Source organism: Streptococcus mitis (assembly GCF_946188615.1).
GTDB classification, from domain to species: domain Bacteria; phylum Bacillota; class Bacilli; order Lactobacillales; family Streptococcaceae; genus Streptococcus; species Streptococcus mitis_BZ.
Genome location: NZ_CAMHVK010000008.1, coordinates 1 through 21,230, shown reverse-complemented (window position 1 = coordinate 21,230; position 21,230 = coordinate 1). Strand labels below are relative to the sequence as shown.

Here is a 21,230-nt window from a genome sequence, read left to right as displayed (position 1 = left end):
TTTGATGAGACTGTTGGAAATCTTGATCAATTTAGTATTAGATTTCCATACAGACTCACAAAGTTAGTTAGCGACGTCCCCAGTACCTAAGGTGCATATCAAAAAAGATTGAAGAAAATGTAAAGGAAAAAACATGACAAAAAACTTATTAGTAGAACTCGGTCTTGAAGAATTACCAGCCTATGTTGTCACACCAAGTGAAAAACAACTAGGCGAAAAAATGGTAGCCTTCCTCAAGGAAAACCGCCTGTCTTTTGAAGCTATTCAAACCTTCTCAACACCCCGTCGTTTGGCTGTTCGTGTGACTGGTCTTGCAGACAAACAGTCTGATTTGACAGAAGATTTTAAGGGGCCAGCAAAGAAAATTGCCTTGGATAGTGATGGAAATTTCACCAAAGCAGCTCAAGGATTTGTCCGAGGAAAAGGCTTGACTGTTGAAGATATCGAATTTCGTGAAATTAAGGGTGAAGAATATGTCTATGTCACTAAGGAAGAAATTGGTCAAGCAGTTGAAGCCATTGTTCCTGGTGTTGTAGATGTCTTGAAGTCCTTGACTTTCCCTGTCAGCATGCACTGGGCTAACAACACCTTTGAATATATCCGCCCTGTTCACACTTTAACTGTTCTTTTAGATGAAGAAGAGTTTGATTTGGATTTCCTTGATATCAAGGGAGATCGTGTCAGCCGTGGTCATCGTTTCTTGGGACAAGAAACTAAGATTCAGTCAGCATTGAGCTACGAAGAAGACCTTCGTAAGCAGTTTGTAATCGCGGATCCTCGTGAACGTGAGCAAATGATTGTTGACCAAATCAAAGCAATCGAAACTGAGCATGGTGTACGTATCGAAATTGATGCTGATTTGCTTAATGAAGTCTTGAACTTGGTTGAATACCCAACTGCCTTTATGGGAAGTTTTGATGCCAAATACCTTGAAGTTCCAGAAGAAGTTTTGGTGACTTCAATGAAAGAACACCAACGTTACTTTGTTGTTCGTGATCAAGACGGTAAACTATTGCCAAACTTCATTTCTGTTCGTAACGGAAACGCAGAGTATTTGGAAAATGTCATTAAAGGAAATGAAAAAGTCTTAGTAGCTCGCTTAGAAGACGGTGAATTCTTCTGGCGTGAAGACCAAAAATTGGTGATTTCAGATCTTGTTGAAAAATTAAACAATGTCACCTTCCATGAGAAGATTGGTTCCCTTCGTGAACACATGATTCGTACGGGGCAGATTGCTATTCTCTTGGCAGAAAAAGCTGGTTTGTCAGCGGATGAAACGATTGACTTAGCTCGTGCAGCAGCCATTTACAAGTTTGACTTGTTGACAGGTATGGTTGGCGAATTTGACGAGCTCCAAGGAATTATGGGTGAGAAATATGCCCTTCTTGCTGGTGAAACTCCAGCGGTGGCAGCTGCTATTCGTGAACACTACATGCCTACTTCAGCTGAAGGAGAACTTCCAGAGAGCAAGGTCGGCGCAGTGCTTGCCATTGCAGACAAATTGGATACGATTTTGAGCTTCTTCTCAGTAGGTTTGATTCCATCAGGGTCTAATGACCCTTATGCTCTTCGTCGTGCAACTCAAGGTGTAGTTCGTATCTTGGATGCTTTTGGTTGGCACATTGCTATGGATGAGCTGATCGATAGCTTTTATGCTTTAACATTTGACAGCTTGACTTATGAAAATAAAGCAGAGGTTATGGACTTTATCAAGGCTCGTGTTGATAAGATGATGGGCTCTACTCCAAAAGATATTAAGGAAGCTGTACTTGCAAGTTCGAACTTTGTTGTGGCAGATATGTTGGAAGCAGCAAGTGCTCTCGTAGAAGCAAGCAAGGAAGAAGACTTCAAACCATCTGTGGAATCACTTTCTCGTGCTTTTAACTTGGCTGAAAAGGTAGAAGGAGTTGCAACAGTTGATTCAGCACTTTTTGAAAATGACCAAGAAAAAGCTTTGGCGGAAGCAGTAGAATCACTTATTTTATCAGGATCTGCCAGTCAGCAATTGAAACAACTCTTTGCTCTTAGCCCAGTCATTGATGCATTCTTTGAGAATACCATGGTTATGGCTGAAAATGAAGCAGTCCGTCAAAATCGTTTGGCAATCTTGTCGCAATTAACCAAGAAAGCAGCTAAACTTGCACGTTTTAACCAAATCAATACCAAATAAAATCTGTTGAACGGATTAAATCTTATCTTAAAGGAGAGAAACATGGATCCTAAAAAAATTGATCGTATCAACGAGCTTGCCAAAAAGAAAAAAACAGAAGGCTTGACCCCAGAAGAAAAAGTAGAACAAGCCAAACTACGTGAGGAGTACATCGAAGGGTATCGTCGCACTGTTCGTCACCACATCGAAGGAATCAAAATTGTGGACGAAGAAGGAAACGATGTTACACCAGAAAAACTACGTCAGGTACAACGTGAAAAAGGTTTACATGGCAGAAGTCTCGATGACCCAAATTCATAATAAATATTCTTTCTTTTAATAAGGATAGATAAAATAATAACCAAAAGACTAGCAGACACAAACTGCTGGTCTTTTGTCACTTAAAAAGGAACCAAAATGGTTCCTAAAACTATTATTAGTTACTTGCTCCAGATGTAGCGTCTGCGCCACCACCGTGACCACCGGCATCACCTGAATCAGAAGCTCCAGATGTAGCATCTGCATCGCCGTGACCATGTCCGCCAGCAGGAGCTGCAGCATTTCCACCGACTAAACGTTGACCAGTTGTATTGAGGTACCAGTCAAGCCATGGTTGGAAATTAAAGATAATTTCATTAATTCCAGCATATGAACCATCTGGGTAGTACATTGCTTGGTAATTATGGGTATTAATAACACCTTCAGGTGTTCCTGGCACAATTGTACGGACATATTCTTGATCCCCGTTACGCAATACGCCGACAACCCATTCAACGTTTTTCATTCTAGAATCAGGCAATGTACCGTGTACTGTTCCTAATCTATTTCCTGATTGAGCACGTACACGTTTACCAAACATTGTATCAGGGTCTTGGTGTGCGTTATTAAAGTACAAGAATTGATTGTTATCATCTGCAAATGTCAATTCAAATGGCATTGCTTTTAAGAACATATCAATTTGGTTAACTGTCAAGATACCGTGGTCTAATTTAACGTAAGTATCTCCAGAAACAGCTCCAACAAGTTCAGCAGCTTTTTCTACCCATTCTGGATCATCTGGATCAACACCTTGGATGGTAGTTGCAATTGAATTTGTACAATATAAATCTTCTGGCTCAATTGGTTTTGGTTTTTTCAATTTTGAAACGACTCCCACGTATTTTACAAAGTTGTCTAAACATGTTTCAAGGAAATTAACAGTTCCTTCATTTGTGATATTTCCATTAACATCAAAAGCTTCTTTAGCTTTACCAAGAAGGAATTCATTTCCTGGAAGTGTGTAGGCATTGACACCTGGAGCGTCAAGAATCTTACGGAGGTGAACTTGGGCACGAGAAGTACCTTGGTCATAGTAAGATGCTCCCACAATCATGACTGGTTTATTTTCAAATGGATGTACTTCGTATGAAAGCCATTCAAGAACAGATTTTAGGGAAGCTGAGATTGTGTGGTTGTGCTCAGGAGTAGCGATGATAACACCATCAGCACGAGTAATTTTGTTATATAAATAACGTAATTGGAAACTTTCGTCCCATTTTTCGTCTTGGTTAAACATTGGAACTTCATCAATTTCGAGGACTTCTAATTCAAATTTGAGTTTGAAGTGACGACGGATGAATTCCAAGAGCTTACGGTTATATGATTGATCGTAGTTTGATCCTACAAGTCCAACAAATTTCATTCTTTTTGGTCTCCTATCTTACAAATTTTCCCAGTCAAAGTCTTCTGCATCTTTGCGAAGTAGTGCTTGTGCATTGCGCAATTTTTCTGTGATTTTTACAAAGATACGGTAGTCGTCAAAAGTAGCATCCAGTTTTTTGATAACATCAAGATCTACTAGGTCTCCACTTGGGTTGAAGGCTTGAAGAGAATGTGAAAGCAAGAATTCATCTGGAAGGACACTCGCTTTAATTTCTGGAGCATTCAAGATTTGGCGAAGTTGTAATTGGGCACGTGATGAACCAAGTGTACCGTAAGAAGCACCCGTAATCATGATTGGTTTGTTCAACAGTGGGTAAATACCGTATGACAACCAAGCAAGAGCGCTCATTAAAACAGCTGGGATAGAGTGGTCATACTCAGGAGTACCGATAATAACGCCATCTGCCTCTTCAATTTTAGTAGCAATTTCTAAAATTTCAACAGGTACTTGCTTGTCAGCTGGTTTGTTGAAGACAGGGATATCCTTGATTTCAACAAGTTCAATTTCAGCTTTTTCAGCAAAGTGTTTTTGCATGTATTGAAGCAATTGGCGGTTTGTAGAACGTTTTGAATTTGTTCCAACAATAGCAATAAGTTTTAACATGAGATTTCCTTTCTCTTTTTACATAATACGATTTTAGAACTCTATTGAAATATCTATTTCTATAGAGTAGGAATTCCTGAAGAACAGCTTAGATGACCTTCTTTATCGATAAGGATGGCTTCTATGCCCTCCAAACTTTCGACTTGCCAGAGGATAGAAGCAGGTCTTTCTCCAAAGAGTCGAGTTGTCCAGATTTCGCCATCGACTGATTTATCAGAGATGATTGTCAGACTAGCTAGTTCCGTTTCAACAGGATATCCTGTTTGACTGTCAAAAATATGATGGTAGTCTTTTCCATCGACTGTCAGATGACGTTCATAAATGCCTGAAGTCACGACAGATTTATTGACAACAGGGATGGTCATTAAGTGATTTCCCCTAGGATTGGCTGGGTCTTGAATCCCGATTTGCCAAGGCTGATTGCCTCTTTCCTGATTTTTACCAATGGTTAGGATATTTCCTCCCAAATTAATCAAGGCTGATGTCACTCCCTCTTCTCTCAGAAATTGGGCAACCTTATCCGCACTATACCCCTTGGCTAAACAACCAAGATCGATCTTCATTCCTTTCTGTTTTAAAAACACAGTGGAAGTGGAAGAATCTAACTCGATAGAATGAGGATTGATTAAAGGGAGCACCGATTCAATTTCTTGAGGTTGGGCCACTTTGGCATCTGAAAAACCGATGCGCCAGGTTTGAATCAAGGGACCAATGCTGATGTTGAGATGACTAGAGGGCGCTAGGCTATGTTCTAATCCAAGTGAAATCAATTCAAACAAATCAGGATGAACCTTGACTGGGGCTATTCCAGCTTGATGATTGATTTCCATCAACTCAGATTCTTGGCTATTGGCATTGAAGCGGTATTCGAGCTCTCTGAGTAAATCAAAGGATTTCTGGATCAAGCTATCGGCTCGTTCATCTACTAATGCAATAGTGATAGTAGTCCCCATTAGCCGTTCGGAATGTGAACTAAGAGGCAAGCTACCAACTCCTTTCTTTTATGAAAAGAAGGCTGAAATATAGTAAATTTATATTAAATTTAACCCCTTACATTTTCTTTTCATGATACTAGCATACCATAAAGTCAGCGTTTTCACAAATAAAATTTGTAAACTTGTCAAGAAATATGCTCAGAAAATAAAGAGTAATTGTAAGAAAGACTGATAAAATACAGATTATTTACATTTTTTTACAAAAAAAACGGGAAAATTAGCAAAACTCTTGTAAACGCTAACAGTAAATGTTATACTAGAGAGGTAAATTTAAAATTGAAGGTAGGAATTTTTCTATGAGTAAAATCGTTGTAGTTGGTGCTAACCACGCTGGTACAGCATGTATTAATACTATGTTGGATAATTTTGGAAATGAGAACGAAATTGTTGTATTCGACCAAAATTCTAACATCTCTTTCCTAGGATGTGGAATGGCCCTTTGGATCGGTGAACAAATTGACGGTGCTGAAGGCTTGTTCTATTCTGATAAAGAAAAATTGGAAGCTAAAGGTGCTAAGGTATACATGAATTCACCAGTTCTTTCAATCGACTATGATAACAAAGTAGTTACAGCAGAAGTTGAAGGAAAAGAGCACAAAGAATCATACGATAAATTGATTTTCGCTACAGGTTCTACACCAATCTTGCCACCAATCGAAGGTGTTGAAATTGTTAAAGGAAACCGCGAATTTAAAGCAACTCTTGAAAATGTACAATTCGTTAAATTGTACCAAAACGCTGAAGAAGTGATTCACAAATTGTCTGATAAGAGTCAACACCTTGACCGAATCGCCGTTGTTGGTGGTGGTTATATCGGTGTTGAACTTGCTGAAGCCTTTGAACGTCTTGGAAAAGAAGTTGTCCTTGTTGATATCGTTGATACTGTTTTGAACGGTTACTATGACAAAGACTTCACACAAATGATGGCGAAGAACTTGGAAGACCACAACATCCGCTTGGCGCTTGGTCAAACTGTTAAAGCAATCGAGGGTGACGGTAAAGTTGAACGCTTGATTACTGATAAAGAAACTTTTGATGTGGATATGGTTATCCTTGCAGTTGGTTTCCGTCCAAACACAGCCCTTGCTGATGGAAAAATTGAACTATTCCGTAACGGTGCCTTCCTTGTAGACAAAAAACAAGAAACATCTATCCCAGGCGTTTACGCAGTAGGTGACTGTGCGACTGTTTATGACAACGCTCGTAAAGACACTAGCTACATCGCGCTTGCTTCAAACGCTGTTCGTACTGGTATCGTTGGTGCATATAACGCATGTGGACATGAATTGGAAGGAATCGGTGTTCAAGGATCAAACGGTATCTCAATCTACGGTCTTCACATGGTTTCAACTGGTTTGACTCTTGAAAAAGCGAAAGCTGCTGGTTACAATGCAACTGAAACAGGCTTTAACGATCTTCAAAAACCAGAATTTATGAAGCATGACAACCATGAAGTTGCCATCAAGATTGTCTTTGACAAAGATAGCCGTGAAATTCTTGGTGCACAAATGGTTTCACACGATTCTGCAATCAGCATGGGAATCCACATGTTCTCACTTGCTATCCAAGAGCATGTGACAATTGATAAATTGGCATTGACAGACCTATTCTTCTTGCCACACTTCAACAAACCATATAACTACATCACAATGGCTGCCCTTACAGCTGAAAAATAAAATTTGATGAACTATCTGGCCTTAAGCTAAGGTCAGATAGTTTTTTTAGCCAATCTGTACCCACACAATTACGTTTTTTTTATCTTGTACTTCATTTTAATCTAACTTAAAATGAAATGGTAGCTACCAATACAAATGATGAGGATAAAGAAATGACTGAAAATCGTTATGAACTAAATAAAAACTTGGCACAGATGCTTAAAGGTGGGGTTATCATGGACGTTCAGAACCCTGAACAGGCCCGTATTGCAGAAGCTGCTGGTGCGGCAGCTGTGATGGCCTTGGAGCGGATTCCAGCTGATATTCGTGCAGCTGGTGGGGTTTCACGTATGAGTGATCCAAAGATGATTAAGGAAATCCAAGAAGCGGTTAGCATTCCAGTAATGGCCAAGGTCAGAATTGGGCATTTTGTTGAAGCTCAGATTTTAGAGGCTATCGAAATTGACTATATCGATGAGAGTGAAGTTCTATCTCCAGCTGACGACCGTTTCCACGTGGATAAGAAAGAATTCCAAGTTCCTTTTGTATGTGGGGCTAAGGACTTGGGTGAAGCCTTGCGTCGTATCGCTGAAGGTGCTTCTATGATTCGTACAAAAGGAGAACCAGGTACGGGGGATATCGTCCAAGCTGTTCGTCATATGCGTATGATGAATCAGGAAATTCGCCGCATTCAAAATCTACGTGTGGACGAACTTTATGTTGCTGCTAAGGACTTACAAGTCCCTGTAGAATTGGTTCAATACGTCCATGAGCATGGAAAATTGCCAGTTGTAAACTTTGCTGCTGGAGGTGTTGCAACACCAGCAGATGCTGCGCTGATGATGCAATTAGGGGCAGAGGGCGTCTTTGTCGGTTCAGGTATTTTCAAGTCAGGAGATCCTGTTAAACGAGCGAGTGCTATTGTTAAGGCTGTGACTAACTTCCGAAATCCTCAAATCCTGGCTCAAATTTCTGAAGATTTAGGAGAAGCCATGGTGGGTATTAATGAAAATGAAATCCAAATCCTCATGGCTGAGCGAGGAAAATAGATGAAAATTGGAATATTGGCCTTGCAAGGTGCCTTTGCAGAACATGCAAAAGTGCTAGATCAATTAGGTGTCGAGAGTGTTGAAATCAGAAATCTAGATGATTTTCAGAAACATCAGAGTGATTTGTCGGGATTGATATTACCTGGTGGAGAATCTACAACCATGGGCAAGCTCTTACGTGAGCAGGACATGCTGATTCCCATTCGAGAAGCCATTCTATCTGGCTTACCAGCCTTTGGGACCTGTGCAGGTTTAATTTTGCTGGCTAAGGAAATTACTTCTCAGGAAGAGAGTCATCTAGGAACTATGGATATGGTAGTCGAGCGCAATGCCTATGGGCGCCAACTAGGAAGTTTCTATACGGAAGCAGAATGTAAGGGAGTTGGCAAGATTCCGATGACCTTTATTCGCGGGCCGATTATCAGTAGTGTTGGAGAAGATGTAGAAATTCTAGCAACAGTTGACAATCAAATCGTTGCAGCCCAAGAAAAAAATATGCTGGTAACTTCCTTTCATCCAGAATTGACTGATGATGTAAGCTTGCACCAGTACTTTATCAATATGTGTAAAGAAAAAAGTTGAGAAAAAATTCTCAACTTTTTTACATATAATAAACAATGGCAATGTATTGGAGGGCAGATGCTGCTAGGATAAAGAGATGCCAAATCATGTGGAAATAAGGTTTTTTCTTGGCGTAAAATCCAGCTCCAACTGTATAACAGAGTCCGCCAGTTACCATGAGACTCCAGAAAATTGGCGTTGTTTGACTGATAATGGCAGGAATGATAGCCAGAACCAACCAGCCCATAATCAGGTAAAGAGCAAGGCTAAATTTCTCATTGACTTTTTTAGCAAAGATTTTATAGAGAATACCAAAGATGGTCGTTCCCCACTGGATAGCAATAATCAGATAGCCAAACCAGTTATTCATCAAAGTCAGTACGACAGGTGTATAAGAGCCAGCAATAGCAACATAAATCATAGAATGGTCAATGATTCGCAAGACATATTTGTGGGTCGAACCATAGGCCATAGAGTGATAAATGGTGGATGATAGGAACATGAGAAAGAGACTAATAACGAAAATGGAAACGCCGATAGAGGATAAAAATCCGTGTGTCTCATAACTATAGGTTGATGAAATAGGCAGTAAGATGAGCATGATGACTGCACCTACGGCATGGGTCACACTATTAGCAATCTCTTCTCCGAAACTGAGTTGTTTGCTGAGTTTAAGACTAGTGTTCATTGGATTACCTCCTCTTGAGTATGATCGATTAAGGCTAGGGTTTGATGATAGAGTTTAACGGTTTGGCAGCTGGTTTGGATAATGGGGTTAGCTGGGTCAATTCCTTGGTTCATGTAGTCCACAAAAGCATCGTAGAGTTGGTCTGAACTTGCTTGAGTTTGGAGAGTATTAAGTGTCTGAGCTATTTCTTGAATAGAGAATACCGACTTGAGGGTTGTGATAGCAATCAGACGGGCAATCTGTTGGCGTTGGTATTTTTTCTTGTCAGGCTTTGTTAGGTAACCATGTTTCACATAATTGTTGACCATGGATGCTGTCAGGCCCTTGTCTTTATCAGGAGAGATAGGGGAGCAGACCTGATTGACATAGAGCAAAACCTGGTCCAGATAGAGGTCAATATTTGGGATTTCTGCCCATTTTGGGTAGGAAAAGGTAGTTTTCATTTTCAACTCCTTTTTATCTAGTTTTAATAACTAGATTATAAAATAATAGAAATAGAAAGTCAAGTTTTAACTGCTTGTGAAAAGGCTTAAATTATGCTATGATGGGAGAAACTAGTCAGAAATGAGGAGAAAAGATGGAAATTCGTTTAGCTTTTCCAAATGAAGTAGATACCATCATGCAGGTGATGGAGGATGCTAAAAAATGTTTAGCAGATGCTGGTAGTGACCAGTGGCAAAATGGTTATCCAAATGCTGATATTATTATTGAGGATATTATCTCAGGTCAAGCCTACGTAGCCTTGGAAGAGGGAGAACTACTAGCATATGCAGCTGTGACCAAAAGTCCAGAGGCAGCCTATGAAGCCATTTATGAAGGGAAATGGCAAGCTGGAGAGTCAGAGTACCTAGTCTTTCACCGTATTGCTGTGGCAGCAGATGTCCAGGGACAGGGAGTTGCTCAAACCTTCTTAGAGGGCTTGATTGAAGGTTTTGATTATCTAGATTTTCGCTCAGATACGCATGTTGCAAACAAGGCCATGCAGCATATCTTTGAAAAACTAGGTTTTAAACAGGTTGGTAAGGTTCCAGTTGATGGCGAACGCTTGGCCTATCAAAAATTGAAGAAATAATGCAAAAGAAGTACGCAAAAATGCTTTACTCTTCGCCAATTGGCTCCTTTTCTCTCGTAGCTGATGACCATTATTTGTATGGCATTTGGGTGCAGGAGCAGAAGCATTTTGAGAGGGGACTAGGAGATGAGACGATAGAAGCAGTTGTTAGTCATCCCATTTTAACCCCAGTTATTGCTTGCTTAGATGATTACTTTAAAGGCAAGTCTCAGGATTTATCCGACTTGCCCTTGGCTCCAATCGGAACGGATTTTGAAAAGCGAGTTTGGTCCTATCTACAGGGAATTCCTTATGGTCAGACAGTGACCTATGGACAAATAGCCCAAGAGCTACAAGTGGATTCTGCTCAAGCAATTGGTGGGGCAGTGGGACGCAATCCGTGGTCTATCCTAGTACCTTGTCATCGGGTGCTGGGAGCTGGCAAGCGTCTGACAGGTTATGCTGCAGGAGTGGAAAAGAAAGCTTGGCTCTTGGAGCATGAAGGCGCAGATTTTAAAGATATAAAATAGAAAGTGAAAGACATGTTAGAATTTATCGAATACCCAAAATGTTCAACTTGTAAAAAAGCAAAACAAGAATTAAACCAACTCGGTGTAGACTATAAAGCTGTTCACATCGTGGAAGAAACACCTGGTCAAGAAGTCATTTTAAACTGGCTAGAGACCTCAGGTTTCGAGTTGAAGCAATTTTTCAACACCAGTGGAATCAAATACCGTGAATTGGGGCTGAAAGATAAGGTAGGAAGTCTGTCAAACCAAGAAGCGGCCGAGTTGCTAGCAAGCGACGGAATGTTGTTAAAACGACCGATTTTAGTGGAGGATGGAACTGTTAAGCAAATCGGTTATCGAAAACCTTATGAAGAATTGGGATTGAAATAGTTTTTACTTATCTCTTTGATAGATAAAATATATAACCTCCCTGTTTCAAAGTATGATAAACTAGTAGGTAGACAAAGTCTGTATCTGACCGTAGCAAATAATTTCATTGACGGCAGAAGTATGGTAGAATGAATCATTAGCAGGAGAGGATGTTTTTATGAATGTTACAACGATTTTAGCATCAGATTGGTACCAAAATTTGATGCAATTGATTCCGGATGGCAAGCTGTTTAGCTTGCGTTCGGTCTTTGATGGGATCCCAAGAATTGTTCAACAACTTCCAATAACGATTATGTTGACAATTGGTGGTGCTCTTTTTGGCTTGGTTTTGGCACTTCTTTTTGCCATTGTGAAAATCAATCGTGTCAAAATTTTATATCCCTTGCAGGCCTTCTTTGTTAGTTTCTTAAAAGGGACACCGATTTTGGTTCAACTCATGTTGACCTACTACGGAATCCCTTTGGCTTTGAAAGCTCTCAATCAGCAATGGGGAACTGGTTTCAATATCAATGCGATTCCAGCCGCTGCTTTTGCAATTGTCGCCTTTGCCTTTAATGAGGCAGCTTATGCTAGTGAAACTATTCGTGCAGCCATTCTCTCAGTCAATCCTGGTGAGATTGAAGCAGCACGCAGTCTGGGGATGACCCGAGCACAAGTTTATCGTCGCGTGATTATTCCAAATGCAGCCGTTGTGGCAACTCCAACCTTAATCAATTCCCTAATCGGCTTGACCAAAGGGACTTCTCTAGCCTTCAGTGCGGGTGTTGTGGAAGTCTTTGCCCAAGCTCAGATTCTGGGTGGAGCTGATTATCGTTACTTTGAGCGCTTCATCTCTGTTGCCCTTGTTTATTGGGTAGTCAATATCGGAATTGAAAGCCTCGGTCGTTTCATCGAGAGAAAAATGGCTATTTCTGCACCCGATACAGTCCAAACAGATGTGAAAGGAGACCTTCGTTAATGATTAAGATTTCGAATTTAAGCAAATCCTTTTCAGGACAGACTGTCTTGGATCATCTGAACTTGGATATTCAAAAAGGGGAAGTAGTAGCCTTGATTGGTTCTTCAGGAGCTGGAAAATCAACTTTTCTTCGTAGTCTCAATTATCTTGAAACACCTGACAGTGGCTCTATTCAGATTGATGATTTCTCAGTTGATTTTTCTAAAATCACTCAAGAAGAAATCCTTGCCCTTCGTCGTAAGCTGTCTATGGTTTTTCAGCAGTTTAATTTGTTTGAGCGCCGTACAGCACTTGATAATGTGAAAGAAGGCTTGGTTGTTGTCAAGAAATTATCTGACCAAGAAGCAACCAAGATTGCCAAGGAAGAGTTGGCTAAGGTTGGGCTTTCTGACCGTGAAAACCATTACCCTCGCCATTTATCAGGTGGACAGAAGCAACGGGTTGCCTTGGCGCGTGCTCTTGCTATGAAACCAGATGTCTTGCTCTTAGACGAACCAACTTCAGCTCTTGACCCAGAATTGGTCGGTGAAGTAGAGAAGTCGATTGCAGATGCTGCTAAGTCAGGTCAAACCATGATTTTGGTCAGTCATGACATGTCCTTTGTAGCCCAAGTGGCGGATAAGATTCTCTTCTTAGATAAGGGGAAGATTATTGAGTCTGGAACACCAGATGAGATTATCCACCATCCAAAAGAAGAGCGGACAAAAGAATTCTTCGCTAGTTACAAACGGACTTATATTTGATATAATAGATAAAGGAAAACTCAGTTAGCTGGACTAGCTGAGTTTACTCTTTAAAAAAGATAGAAGTGAGAGAAATCATGCTACTGCAACTATTTTCTTTATATTTCGAGAGTTTGATCTTGACCACCATCCTCGTCCTGATTTTTTTAGGGATTTGGATTGGACTGAGAGCCATGTCGGGAGTTGATAAGACAGCCAAGGCTCGCCAAGCCCATCTCTATGATATGATTATGATTGGTGTCTTGGTTGTTCCAGTATTATCCTTTGCGGTTATGAGTTTAATTCTTGTTTTCAAGGCATAATCCTTGCTTGATTGACAAGAAAGAGTTAGAATAAAGATAGTTACAACAAGAAAGAAGGAAACTATATGTACGATACTATTATTATCGGTGCTGGACCTGCAGGTATGACTGCAGCCTTGTATGCTGCTCGAAGCAATCTGAAAGTAGCCTTGATTGAAGGTGGTCTGCCAGGTGGTCAGATGAATAATACATCTGATATTGAAAATTACCCTGGATACGCTAATATTAGTGGGCCAGAATTGGCAGAAAAGATGTTTGAACCGCTTGAAAATCTTGGTGTTGAGCACATTTATGGTTATGTTGAAAATGTCGAAGACCATGGTGATTTTAAGAAAGTGATGACTGATGACCAAACATATGAAACTCGTACCGTTATCGTAGCGACTGGCTCTAAACACCGTCCTTTGGGAGTACCTGGAGAAGAAGAACTGAACAGTCGTGGTGTTTCTTACTGTGCCGTGTGTGATGGTGCTTTCTTCCGTGACCAAGATTTGTTGGTAGTTGGTGGCGGAGATTCAGCTGTCGAAGAAGCCCTCTTCTTGACTCGTTTTGCTAAGACTGTTACCATTGTTCACCGTCGTGACCAACTTCGTGCCCAAAAGGTTTTACAAGACCGCGCCTTTGCGAATGAGAAAATCAGCTTTATCTGGGATTCTGTAGTGAAGGAAATCAAGGGTGAAAACAGAGTAGAATCTGTCGTTTTTGAAAATGTGAAAACAGGTCAAGTGACAGAACAAGCCTTCGGTGGTGTCTTTATCTATGTTGGATTGGATCCTCTTAGCGATTTTGTTAAAGAATTGAATATCCAAGATCAGGCAGGTTGGATTGTGACAGATAACCACATGAAAACTGCAGTTGACGGTATCTTTGCAGTTGGAGATGTTCGCCAGAAAGACCTTCGTCAAGTGACAACAGCAGTTGGAGATGGAGCTATCGCTGGTCAAGAAGCTTATAAATTTATCACAGAACATAGTTAATACACTTCTAAAATCTCTTCAAACCACGTTAGCTTCGCTTTACCGTAGGTATGGGTACTGACTTCGTCAGTTCTATCCACAACTTCAAAACAGTGTTTTGAGCTGACTTCGTCAGTCTTATCTACAACCTCAAAGCAGTGCTTTGAGCTGTCTACAGCTAGCTTCCTAGTTTGCTCTTTGATTTTCATTGAGTATAATCATAAAAAGTTTCCAATCAGATGACTGGAAACTTTTTTATAGTCTATTTCGAAAAACTTCGTACATGAGGATGGCTGCAGCAACACTGGCATTGAGACTTTGAACATGTCCATTCATAGGAATGGTAATCATCTCATCAACTTGTTTTTTGATGTTGCTAGAGATGCCTTTTCCTTCATTTCCGATGATGAGGGCGATTTTCCCTTTTGTATTCCACTTGTGGCAAGGAGTACCATTCATATCCGTTCCAAAGGTCCAGAACCCTTCATCCTTGAGTTTGTCTAAGGTTTGACTGAGGTTGGTCACTCGGGCAATTGGAACGTGTTCAATAGCACCTGTGGCCGTTTTGGCAACGACAGGAGTAACTCCGACAGCACGGTGCTTGGGAATGATGACACCTGAAACGTTGGTCGCATCGGCTGTTCGCAAGATAGAACCTAGATTATGGGGATCAGTTAGACCATCCAGAATCAATAGCAGTGGATTTTCTTCTTGGCGTGTTTTGGCAAGGATGTGATCCAGCTCGCTATAGGCAAATTCAGACACTCGTAGAACAAAACCTTGATGAACAGCACCTTCAGTCATCTCAGTGAGGGATTTTTTTGAGGTCCAAGAAATGGATACCTTCTTTTCTGTAGCCAGTTCCTTGACTTTCTCAACATTCTTACCTCGGAGATCTTCTTGGAGGTAAAGTTTGTTCCCTGTGTTTGCAAGGAGGGCTTCGGTAACGGCGTGGACGCCATAGACAATATCATTTGTTTTCATGCCTCTATTATAACACAAAACCCCGTCTTGCAACGGGATTTTATTTATTCAAGAATCAGTAGACCATCTTTAACTTCAAATGGGTCTTTTTCATTGATACGATCGTAAAACATGATTCCGTTGATGTGGTCAATTTCATGCTGAACAACGATGGAGTTGTAGCCTTTGAGCTTGATACGGTGTTTTTCGCCGTCCTTGTCAAAGTAGTCAACAGTAACGCGAGCATGGCGAACAACATAGCCAGGCACATTGCGGTCAACAGAGAGGCAACCTTCTCCTTCGCCAAGAGCAGCGTCTTGAACAGAGTGAGAGACGATTTTTGGATTGTACATAATGGCTTGTAAGTCGTAGGCTTCCTGCGGAGTTTCACCTTCTTCAACAATGTTTGGTACCAAAACAGCGATAATACGTTTTGAGATATCTAATTGAGGAGCAGCAAGTCCAACACCACCTCGGAGCCCCATCTTTTCAGCCATGACAGGATCTTGGGAATGTTTGAGGAATTGCATCATCTTTTCACCGAGAATGATTTCCTGGTCAGACAAGGGGAAAGTGACTTCCTCAGCAACCGCGCGTAGAGTTGGATTTCCCTCGCGGATAATATCTTTCATATCAATTAAGTGAGCAGCTTTTGTAATACGTTCTATTGCAGACATTTTCTCTCCTTTCATTACCTCTACATGATATCACAAAATGACAAGGATTGAAAGTATTACAGCCTTTAGGATTTATAGAAAATAGATAGGAAGTTCAATTCAATTGTGAAAGAAATACTTATCTGTGATATAATAAAAAGAAAAGGCTTGCATTAGAAAGTAGGGAGAATGAAGATGCAAAGAAGACAAGATAGACATAAACGTGGACCAGTTTTTCATTTTGTGAGAGGCTTTGTAAACTTTTTTAGGAGTTATCGCAAGTGGAGCAATAAGGGATTTGTGGCGATACTCTTGCTAGCAGTTGCTTTATCAATGGGCTTGGTCTTGTTGTTTGAAAGCTTCCAAGGAATCCCCTTAACCAGTCAAAAAAAGGATGCCATTTCTCAAGAAGCAAATAAGACCAATCAAAATACTAAAGATCAGGAAGAGGAAAAAACTGCTAGAATTATGGCCAATGGGGACCTCCTTTATCATATTCCTATTTATCGTTCGGCTTTAAAAGAAGATGGGACCTATGATTTTCATGAGAATTTTGATTATGTGAAACCATGGCTCAAACAAGCAGACCTAATTATAGGTGATTTTGAAGGTACTGTGAACAAGGACCACTATTTGGCAGGTTATCCTCTATTTAATGCACCTGGTGAAGTTATGGATGCCATCAAGGATGCCGGTTATCAAGTGCTAGACTTGGCGCATAACCATATCCTAGATTCACAAATAGAAGGTGTGGTTTCAACAGCAGATGCTATTGAGAAGGCAGGAATGACACCTATTGGAGTGTATACGCATGAGTCACGTGATCAAGCTCCACTGGTTATCAAGGAAGTGAACGGCATCAAGGTTGCACTTTTAGCCTATTCTTATGGTTTTAATGGAATTGAGCAAAGTATTTCTCAAGAAGACTATAACCGCTATCTTTCAGACCTAAATGAAGACAAGATGAAGGCTGAAATTGAACGAGCAGAGAAGGAAGCAGATATCACCATTATCATGCCTCAGATGGGTGTGGAGTATCGCTTGGAACCAACTGAAGAACAAAAGGCTCTTTATCACAAGATGATCGATTGGGGAGCGGATATTATCTTTGGAGGGCACCCTCACGTAGTTGAACCATCTGAAACGGTTGAAAAAGATGGGGACAAGAAACTCATTATCTATTCAATGGGGAACTTCATTTCCAATCAACGAATTGAAACCATGCAAGATGAAGAGAATGCTAAGTGGACAGAGCGCGGCGTGCTCATGGATGTGACTATTAAGAAAAAAGCCGGTAAGACGACAATCGAAACTGCAAAAGCGCATCCTTCTTGGGTAAACCGTACACCAAAAGGAACCTATTCTCCAGAAGGTTATCCACTATTCCTATACCAAACTTATATCTTAGAAGATTTTATCGAGGGTGGTAGTCATCGTGACCAGTTAGATGAAGCGACTAAGGAACGAATTGATACAGCCTACAAAGAAATGAACGAACATGTGGGATTGAAGTGGGACTAGCTTGAATCCAGAGGAAAGTAAATGACGATTAAGGTAATTGCAACAGATATGGATGGGACCTTGCTGGATGCTAGAGGCCAGCTTGATCTCCCACGTTTGGAAAAGATTTTAGATCAGTTGGATAAAAGGGGTATTCGTTTTGTCATTGCGACTGGGAATGAAATTCACCGCATGAGGCAACTACTGGAGCACTTGGTCGATCGGGTGGTTCTGGTTGTTGCAAACGGTGCTCGTATTTTTGAAAACAATGAACTGATTCAGGCTCAGACTTGGGATGATGCCATTGTCGATAAGGCTTTGGCTCATTTTAAGGGTCGAGCGTGTCAGGATCAGTTTGTTGTAACGTCTATGAAGGGTGGTTTCGTCAAAGAAGGTACGATTTTTACAGACCTTGAAAGTTTTATGACTCCAGAAATGATTGAAAAATTCTACCAACGGATGCAATTTGTGGACGAGTTAACATCTGATCTCTTTGGTGGTGTGCTCAAGATGAGTATGGTTGTTGGTGAGGAACGTTTGAGTTCGGTCTTGGAAGAAATCAATGACCTCTTTGATGGCCGTGTTCGTGCTGTATCGAGTGGCTATGGTTGCATTGATATCCTTCAAGCTGGAATTCATAAAGCATGGGGCTTGGAAGAATTACTCAAGCGCTGGGACTTGAACCCCCAACAAATTATGGCTTTTGGTGACAGTGAAAATGATGTTGAAATGCTTGAAATGGCTGGAATTGCCTATGCGATGGAAAATGCTGATGAGAAAGCCAAAGCTGTGGCGACTGCTCTAGCACCAGCTAACAGCCAAGGAGGAGTTTACCAAGTCTTGGAAAATTGGTTAGAAAAAGGAGAATGAAGTGGCAGTACAGTTATTAGAAAATTGGTTACTAAAGGAACAAGAAAAAATCCAAACCAAGTATCGTCACTTAAATCAGGTTTCTGTTGTAGAGCCAGACATTCTTTTTATTGGGGATTCCATTGTCGAATATTATCCTCTGCAGGAACTATTTGGGACTGCAAAGACGATTGTCAATCGAGGCATTCGAGGTTATCAGACAGGGCTGTTATTAGAGAATCTGGATGCGCATCTGTACGGTGGGGCGGTAGATAAAATTGTCCTTTTAATTGGGACGAACGATATCGGAAAAGATGTGCCTGTGAATGAGGCTCTCAATAATCTCGAATCTATCATACAATCCATTGCTCGCGATTATCCACTGACAGAGATAAAATTGCTTTCCATTTTGCCAGTCAATGAGGGCGAGGAGTACAAGCAGACAGTCTATATCCGCACGAATGAAAAAATTCAGAAATGGAATCAAGCCTATAAAGAACTTTCCTCTGCCTATATGCAGGTAGAATTTGCGCCAGTTTTTGATAGTTTGACAGACCAGGCAGGCCAACTCAAAAAAGATTATACAACTGATGGGTTGCACCTTAGTGTTCCCGGTTATCAGGTTTTGACAAAATCTTTGAAAGACTATCTTTTGTAGTTAATTGCTTTCCTTTTTGCATTTTTGAGTTAGATAAGGTATAATGGTTTTATTGTCTTTTGGGGTCGTTACGGATTCGACAGGCATTATGAGGCATATTTTGCGACTCGTGTGGCGACGTAAACGCTCAGTTAAATATAACTGCAAAAAATAACACTTCTTACGCTCTAGCTGCCTAAAAACCAGCAGGCGTGACCCGATTTGGATTGCTCGTGTTCAATGACAGGTCTTATTATTAGCGAGATACGATCAAGCCTTGTCTAGCGGCTTGATAAGAGATTGATAGACTCGCGGTTTCTAGGCTTGAGTTATGTGTCGAGGGACTGTTAAACGAATACATAACCTATGGTTGTAGACAAATATGTTAGCAGATGTTTGGACGTGGGTTCGACTCCCACCGGCTCCATTGATAATTTACATTGTTTTGTAAATCTTTCTAAAACGTTGTTTTTACAACGTTTTTTATTTTATTCTTTGGTATTCTTTTGCAAAAAAAGAATACAACATTTTGTTGTATCCTAAATATTAAATCAAGTCCTGAATTTTCTTAAGTTTTTATCATATTTTCTGTTATAATTAAGGTGCCTTAAGAAAAATAATGAAAAAACTAAATGTTTTTCATATAGTTTTCATTTTTTGTGTTATAATTAAGGTGCCTTAAGAAAAATATTAAGGTGCCTTAAGAAAAATATTAAGGTGCCTTAAGAAAAATAATGAAAAAACTAAATGTTTTTCATATAGTTTTCATTGTTTTAATAGTTTAAAGTCAATCTTATTTTTCTCTAATAGAAAATAATGAAAAAGTAGGTTTAGAAAGAGGTAAGTATCTATGTCTTCTCATAAAAAAGTGTCACTCTCTGAGATTAATCAATCTATCGATACTCCAAATAACAATCATTTCTGGCAAAATTTAAATGCCTTTTTAGGTCCGGGTGCTCTTGTCGCAGTTGGTTATATGGATCCAGGAAACTGGATTACCAGTGTAGTCGGTGGTGCTTCCTATAAGTATAGTCTCTTGTTTGTTATCTTGATTTCATCTCTCATTGCCATGCAACTTCAGCAGATGGCAGGAAAGCTTGGTATTGTAACCCAGATGGACCTGGCTCAAGCAACGGCTCATCATTCACCTAAATGGCTTCGTTATAGTCTATGGGTGATTTTAGAATTAGCCTTGATGGCGACAGATCTGGCAGAAGTTCTAGGTTCAGCGATTGCTCTCAATCTTCTCTTTAAGATTCCGATTATGATAGCAATTCTCTTGACCGTGTTGGATGTTTTTCTCTTATTGCTTCTGATGAAATTTGGCTTTAAGAAGATTGAAGCTATTGTGACAACACTGATTTTAACCATTCTAGCAATTTTTACCTATCTGGTAGCTTTGTCACATCCAAGCTTCCAAGGAATCGTTGAGGGTTATCTACCGAATGCAACCTTATTTGAAAGTCCCTTGCCAGGGCATGAAAGTCAATTAACCTTGGCACTAGGGATCGTGGGAGCAACGGTTATGCCCCATAACCTCTATTTGCATTCTTCCTTGTCTCAAACTCGGAAAATCAATCACAAGGACAAGAATGATGTTCGAAAAGCCGTGCGCTTTATGACCTGGGATTCAAATCTCCAATTATCCTTGGCCTTTGTGGTTAACTCCCTTCTATTAATTCTCGGGGCGGCTCTCTTTTTCGGCCATGCATCTGAGATTTCTGCCTTCTCTCAAATGTATAATGCCTTGCAGGATTCTACTATTGCAGGAGCTATAGCTAGCTCGACCTTATCAACCTTGTTTGCCTTGGCTTTATTAGCCAGTGGTCAAAATTCGACAATTACGGGTACCTTGACTGGACAAATCGTTATGGAAGGTTTCTTGCATATGAGATTACCTCAATGGTTCATTCGTTTGGCAACTCGTCTCTTTGCCTTGTTGCCTGTCATGATTGTAGCGGTTCTGTTTGGTCATCAGGAAAAAACATTGGATCAGTTATTGGTTTATTCACAAGTCTTTCTTTCGATTGCTCTTCCATTTTCAATCTTCCCACTGATTTATCTAACTTCTAAGAAATCACTGATGGGAGAATTTACCAATGCCAAATGGAATACCCTCCTTGGCTATATCGTTTCCATTATCTTAACAATTCTCAATGTGAAATTGTTATTTGATATTTTCTAAGAAATTCACCCGAGTTATAAAACAAGCATATAAGAAAAAAGATACCCAAGATTGTACTGCACCCCAAAAGTTAGACAGAAAAAATCTAACTTTTGGGGTGTTTTATTATGAAATTGAGTTATGATGATA

General features: G+C 40.3%; 24 protein-coding genes and 1 other RNA gene. 17 read left to right on the top strand and 8 right to left on the bottom strand.

From position 1 onward, the window contains the following. Positions 1-133 precede the first annotated feature (133 nt). Positions 134-2,170 carry a glycine--tRNA ligase subunit beta gene (gene glyS / locus OCF95_RS08505; RefSeq protein ID WP_261082871.1) on the top strand — a complete coding sequence of 679 codons (2,037 nt, stop codon included), beginning with the start codon at positions 134-136 and terminating at the stop codon, positions 2,168-2,170. Between the two features lie 42 nt (positions 2,171-2,212). Continuing rightward, on the top strand, positions 2,213-2,470 hold the full coding sequence (locus tag OCF95_RS08500; protein ID WP_000371299.1) for a DUF896 family protein: 258 nt from the start codon (positions 2,213-2,215) through the stop codon (positions 2,468-2,470). Between the two features lie 115 nt (positions 2,471-2,585). On the opposite strand, the gene OCF95_RS08495 is transcribed toward OCF95_RS08500, so the two are convergent. The 3 genes from OCF95_RS08495 to OCF95_RS08485 are packed head-to-tail and all read right to left on the bottom strand — an operon-like array spanning position 2,586 to position 5,437. Then, on the bottom strand, positions 2,586-3,830 hold the full coding sequence (locus tag OCF95_RS08495; protein ID WP_061589828.1) for an NAD(P)H-dependent oxidoreductase: 1,245 nt from the start codon (positions 3,828-3,830) through the stop codon (positions 2,586-2,588). A gap of 18 nt (positions 3,831-3,848) precedes the next feature. Beyond that, a complete protein-coding gene (locus tag OCF95_RS08490; protein WP_033681385.1) occupies positions 3,849-4,454 on the bottom strand; it encodes an NADPH-dependent FMN reductase in 606 nt (201 codons plus the stop codon). 59 nt (positions 4,455-4,513) lie between these two features. Next, entirely contained in the window at positions 4,514-5,437 is a 924-nt protein-coding gene (locus OCF95_RS08485; RefSeq protein WP_261105231.1) for an FAD:protein FMN transferase, read from the bottom strand. Positions 5,438-5,745: 308 nt separating this feature from the next. Between OCF95_RS08485 and nox the strand changes: the two genes are divergently transcribed. The 3 genes from nox (at position 5,746) to pdxT (ending at position 8,735) form a co-directional block, all read left to right on the top strand. Continuing rightward, positions 5,746-7,125 carry a H2O-forming NADH oxidase gene (nox, locus tag OCF95_RS08480; RefSeq protein ID WP_023948278.1) on the top strand — a complete coding sequence of 460 codons (1,380 nt, stop codon included), beginning with the start codon at positions 5,746-5,748 and terminating at the stop codon, positions 7,123-7,125. Between the two features lie 152 nt (positions 7,126-7,277). Further along, positions 7,278-8,153: a pyridoxal 5'-phosphate synthase lyase subunit PdxS gene (gene pdxS / locus OCF95_RS08475; protein ID WP_031237274.1), complete on the top strand. Its 876-nt coding sequence runs from the start codon at positions 7,278-7,280 to the stop codon at positions 8,151-8,153. Next, positions 8,154-8,735 carry a pyridoxal 5'-phosphate synthase glutaminase subunit PdxT gene (pdxT, locus tag OCF95_RS08470; RefSeq protein WP_261105230.1) on the top strand — a complete coding sequence of 194 codons (582 nt, stop codon included), beginning with the start codon at positions 8,154-8,156 and terminating at the stop codon, positions 8,733-8,735. Positions 8,736-8,754: 19 nt separating this feature from the next. Here the strand turns inward: pdxT and trhA are convergent, their stop codons facing one another. Then, the gene (gene trhA / locus OCF95_RS08465; RefSeq protein WP_001098000.1) at positions 8,755-9,402 is read right to left on the bottom strand and encodes a PAQR family membrane homeostasis protein TrhA; all 648 of its coding nucleotides are present in this window, start codon (positions 9,400-9,402) and stop codon (positions 8,755-8,757) included. Beyond that, positions 9,399-9,845 carry a DUF1836 domain-containing protein gene (locus OCF95_RS08460; protein ID WP_000858732.1) on the bottom strand — a complete coding sequence of 149 codons (447 nt, stop codon included), beginning with the start codon at positions 9,843-9,845 and terminating at the stop codon, positions 9,399-9,401. The genes trhA and OCF95_RS08460 overlap by 4 nt, the downstream gene beginning before the upstream one ends. 134 nt (positions 9,846-9,979) lie before the next feature. Here OCF95_RS08460 and OCF95_RS08455 point away from each other — a divergent pair, with 134 nt between their 5' ends. From OCF95_RS08455 to trxB, 7 genes are all read left to right on the top strand, one after another. Then, positions 9,980-10,474: a GNAT family N-acetyltransferase gene (locus OCF95_RS08455; protein ID WP_261027573.1), complete on the top strand. Its 495-nt coding sequence runs from the start codon at positions 9,980-9,982 to the stop codon at positions 10,472-10,474. Beyond that, the gene (locus OCF95_RS08450) at positions 10,474-10,983 is read left to right on the top strand and encodes a methylated-DNA--[protein]-cysteine S-methyltransferase (protein WP_261027571.1); all 510 of its coding nucleotides are present in this window, start codon (positions 10,474-10,476) and stop codon (positions 10,981-10,983) included. Before OCF95_RS08455 ends, OCF95_RS08450 begins: the two co-directional genes overlap by 1 nt. A 12-nt stretch (positions 10,984-10,995) precedes the next feature. Next, positions 10,996-11,352 (top strand): arsenate reductase family protein, encoded by a 357-nt coding sequence (locus OCF95_RS08445; RefSeq protein ID WP_261105229.1) that lies wholly within the window; start codon positions 10,996-10,998, stop codon positions 11,350-11,352. A 157-nt stretch (positions 11,353-11,509) separates the two neighbouring features. Then, a complete protein-coding gene (locus OCF95_RS08440; protein ID WP_001103445.1) occupies positions 11,510-12,310 on the top strand; it encodes an amino acid ABC transporter permease in 801 nt (266 codons plus the stop codon). After that, positions 12,310-13,053 (top strand): amino acid ABC transporter ATP-binding protein, encoded by a 744-nt coding sequence (locus tag OCF95_RS08435; protein ID WP_000590982.1) that lies wholly within the window; start codon positions 12,310-12,312, stop codon positions 13,051-13,053. The genes OCF95_RS08440 and OCF95_RS08435 overlap by 1 nt, the downstream gene beginning before the upstream one ends. A gap of 77 nt (positions 13,054-13,130) precedes the next feature. Then, complete coding sequence (locus OCF95_RS08430) at positions 13,131-13,355, top strand: DUF4059 family protein (RefSeq protein ID WP_000926599.1); 225 nt, start codon at positions 13,131-13,133, stop codon at positions 13,353-13,355. Between the two features lie 65 nt (positions 13,356-13,420). Continuing rightward, positions 13,421-14,332 carry a thioredoxin-disulfide reductase gene (gene trxB, locus OCF95_RS08425; protein ID WP_000272299.1) on the top strand — a complete coding sequence of 304 codons (912 nt, stop codon included), beginning with the start codon at positions 13,421-13,423 and terminating at the stop codon, positions 14,330-14,332. Here the strand turns inward: trxB and OCF95_RS08420 are convergent. The 3 genes from OCF95_RS08420 to def are packed head-to-tail and all read right to left on the bottom strand — an operon-like array spanning position 14,329 to position 15,951. Next, on the bottom strand, positions 14,329-14,520 hold the full coding sequence (locus tag OCF95_RS08420) for a hypothetical protein (protein WP_000693432.1): 192 nt from the start codon (positions 14,518-14,520) through the stop codon (positions 14,329-14,331). The two genes, trxB and OCF95_RS08420, sit on opposite strands and share 4 nt — an antisense overlap. 46 nt (positions 14,521-14,566) lie before the next feature. Next, positions 14,567-15,295, bottom strand: coding sequence for a 23S rRNA (guanosine(2251)-2'-O)-methyltransferase RlmB (rlmB, locus tag OCF95_RS08415; RefSeq protein WP_024057830.1), 729 nt, complete (start codon positions 15,293-15,295; stop codon positions 14,567-14,569). A 44-nt stretch (positions 15,296-15,339) separates the two neighbouring features. Then, positions 15,340-15,951 (bottom strand): peptide deformylase, encoded by a 612-nt coding sequence (gene def, locus OCF95_RS08410; protein ID WP_001272937.1) that lies wholly within the window; start codon positions 15,949-15,951, stop codon positions 15,340-15,342. 174 nt (positions 15,952-16,125) lie between these two features. Between def and OCF95_RS08405 the strand changes: the two genes are divergently transcribed. From OCF95_RS08405 to OCF95_RS08385, 5 genes are all read left to right on the top strand, one after another. Next, positions 16,126-17,451 (top strand): CapA family protein, encoded by a 1,326-nt coding sequence (locus OCF95_RS08405; RefSeq protein WP_001189732.1) that lies wholly within the window; start codon positions 16,126-16,128, stop codon positions 17,449-17,451. Between the two features lie 21 nt (positions 17,452-17,472). Next, positions 17,473-18,300, top strand: a complete 828-nt coding sequence (locus OCF95_RS08400; protein ID WP_261105228.1) for an HAD family hydrolase — start codon at positions 17,473-17,475, stop codon at positions 18,298-18,300. 1 nt (position 18,301) lies between these two features. Next, a complete protein-coding gene (locus tag OCF95_RS08395; protein WP_000290664.1) occupies positions 18,302-18,937 on the top strand; it encodes an SGNH/GDSL hydrolase family protein in 636 nt (211 codons plus the stop codon). Between the two features lie 61 nt (positions 18,938-18,998). Then, positions 18,999-19,346, top strand: a transfer-messenger RNA (tmRNA) gene (gene ssrA / locus OCF95_RS08390). Between the two features lie 420 nt (positions 19,347-19,766). Beyond that, a complete protein-coding gene (locus OCF95_RS08385; protein ID WP_084946942.1) occupies positions 19,767-21,101 on the top strand; it encodes an Nramp family divalent metal transporter in 1,335 nt (444 codons plus the stop codon). The last annotated feature ends 129 nt before the right edge of the window (positions 21,102-21,230 follow it).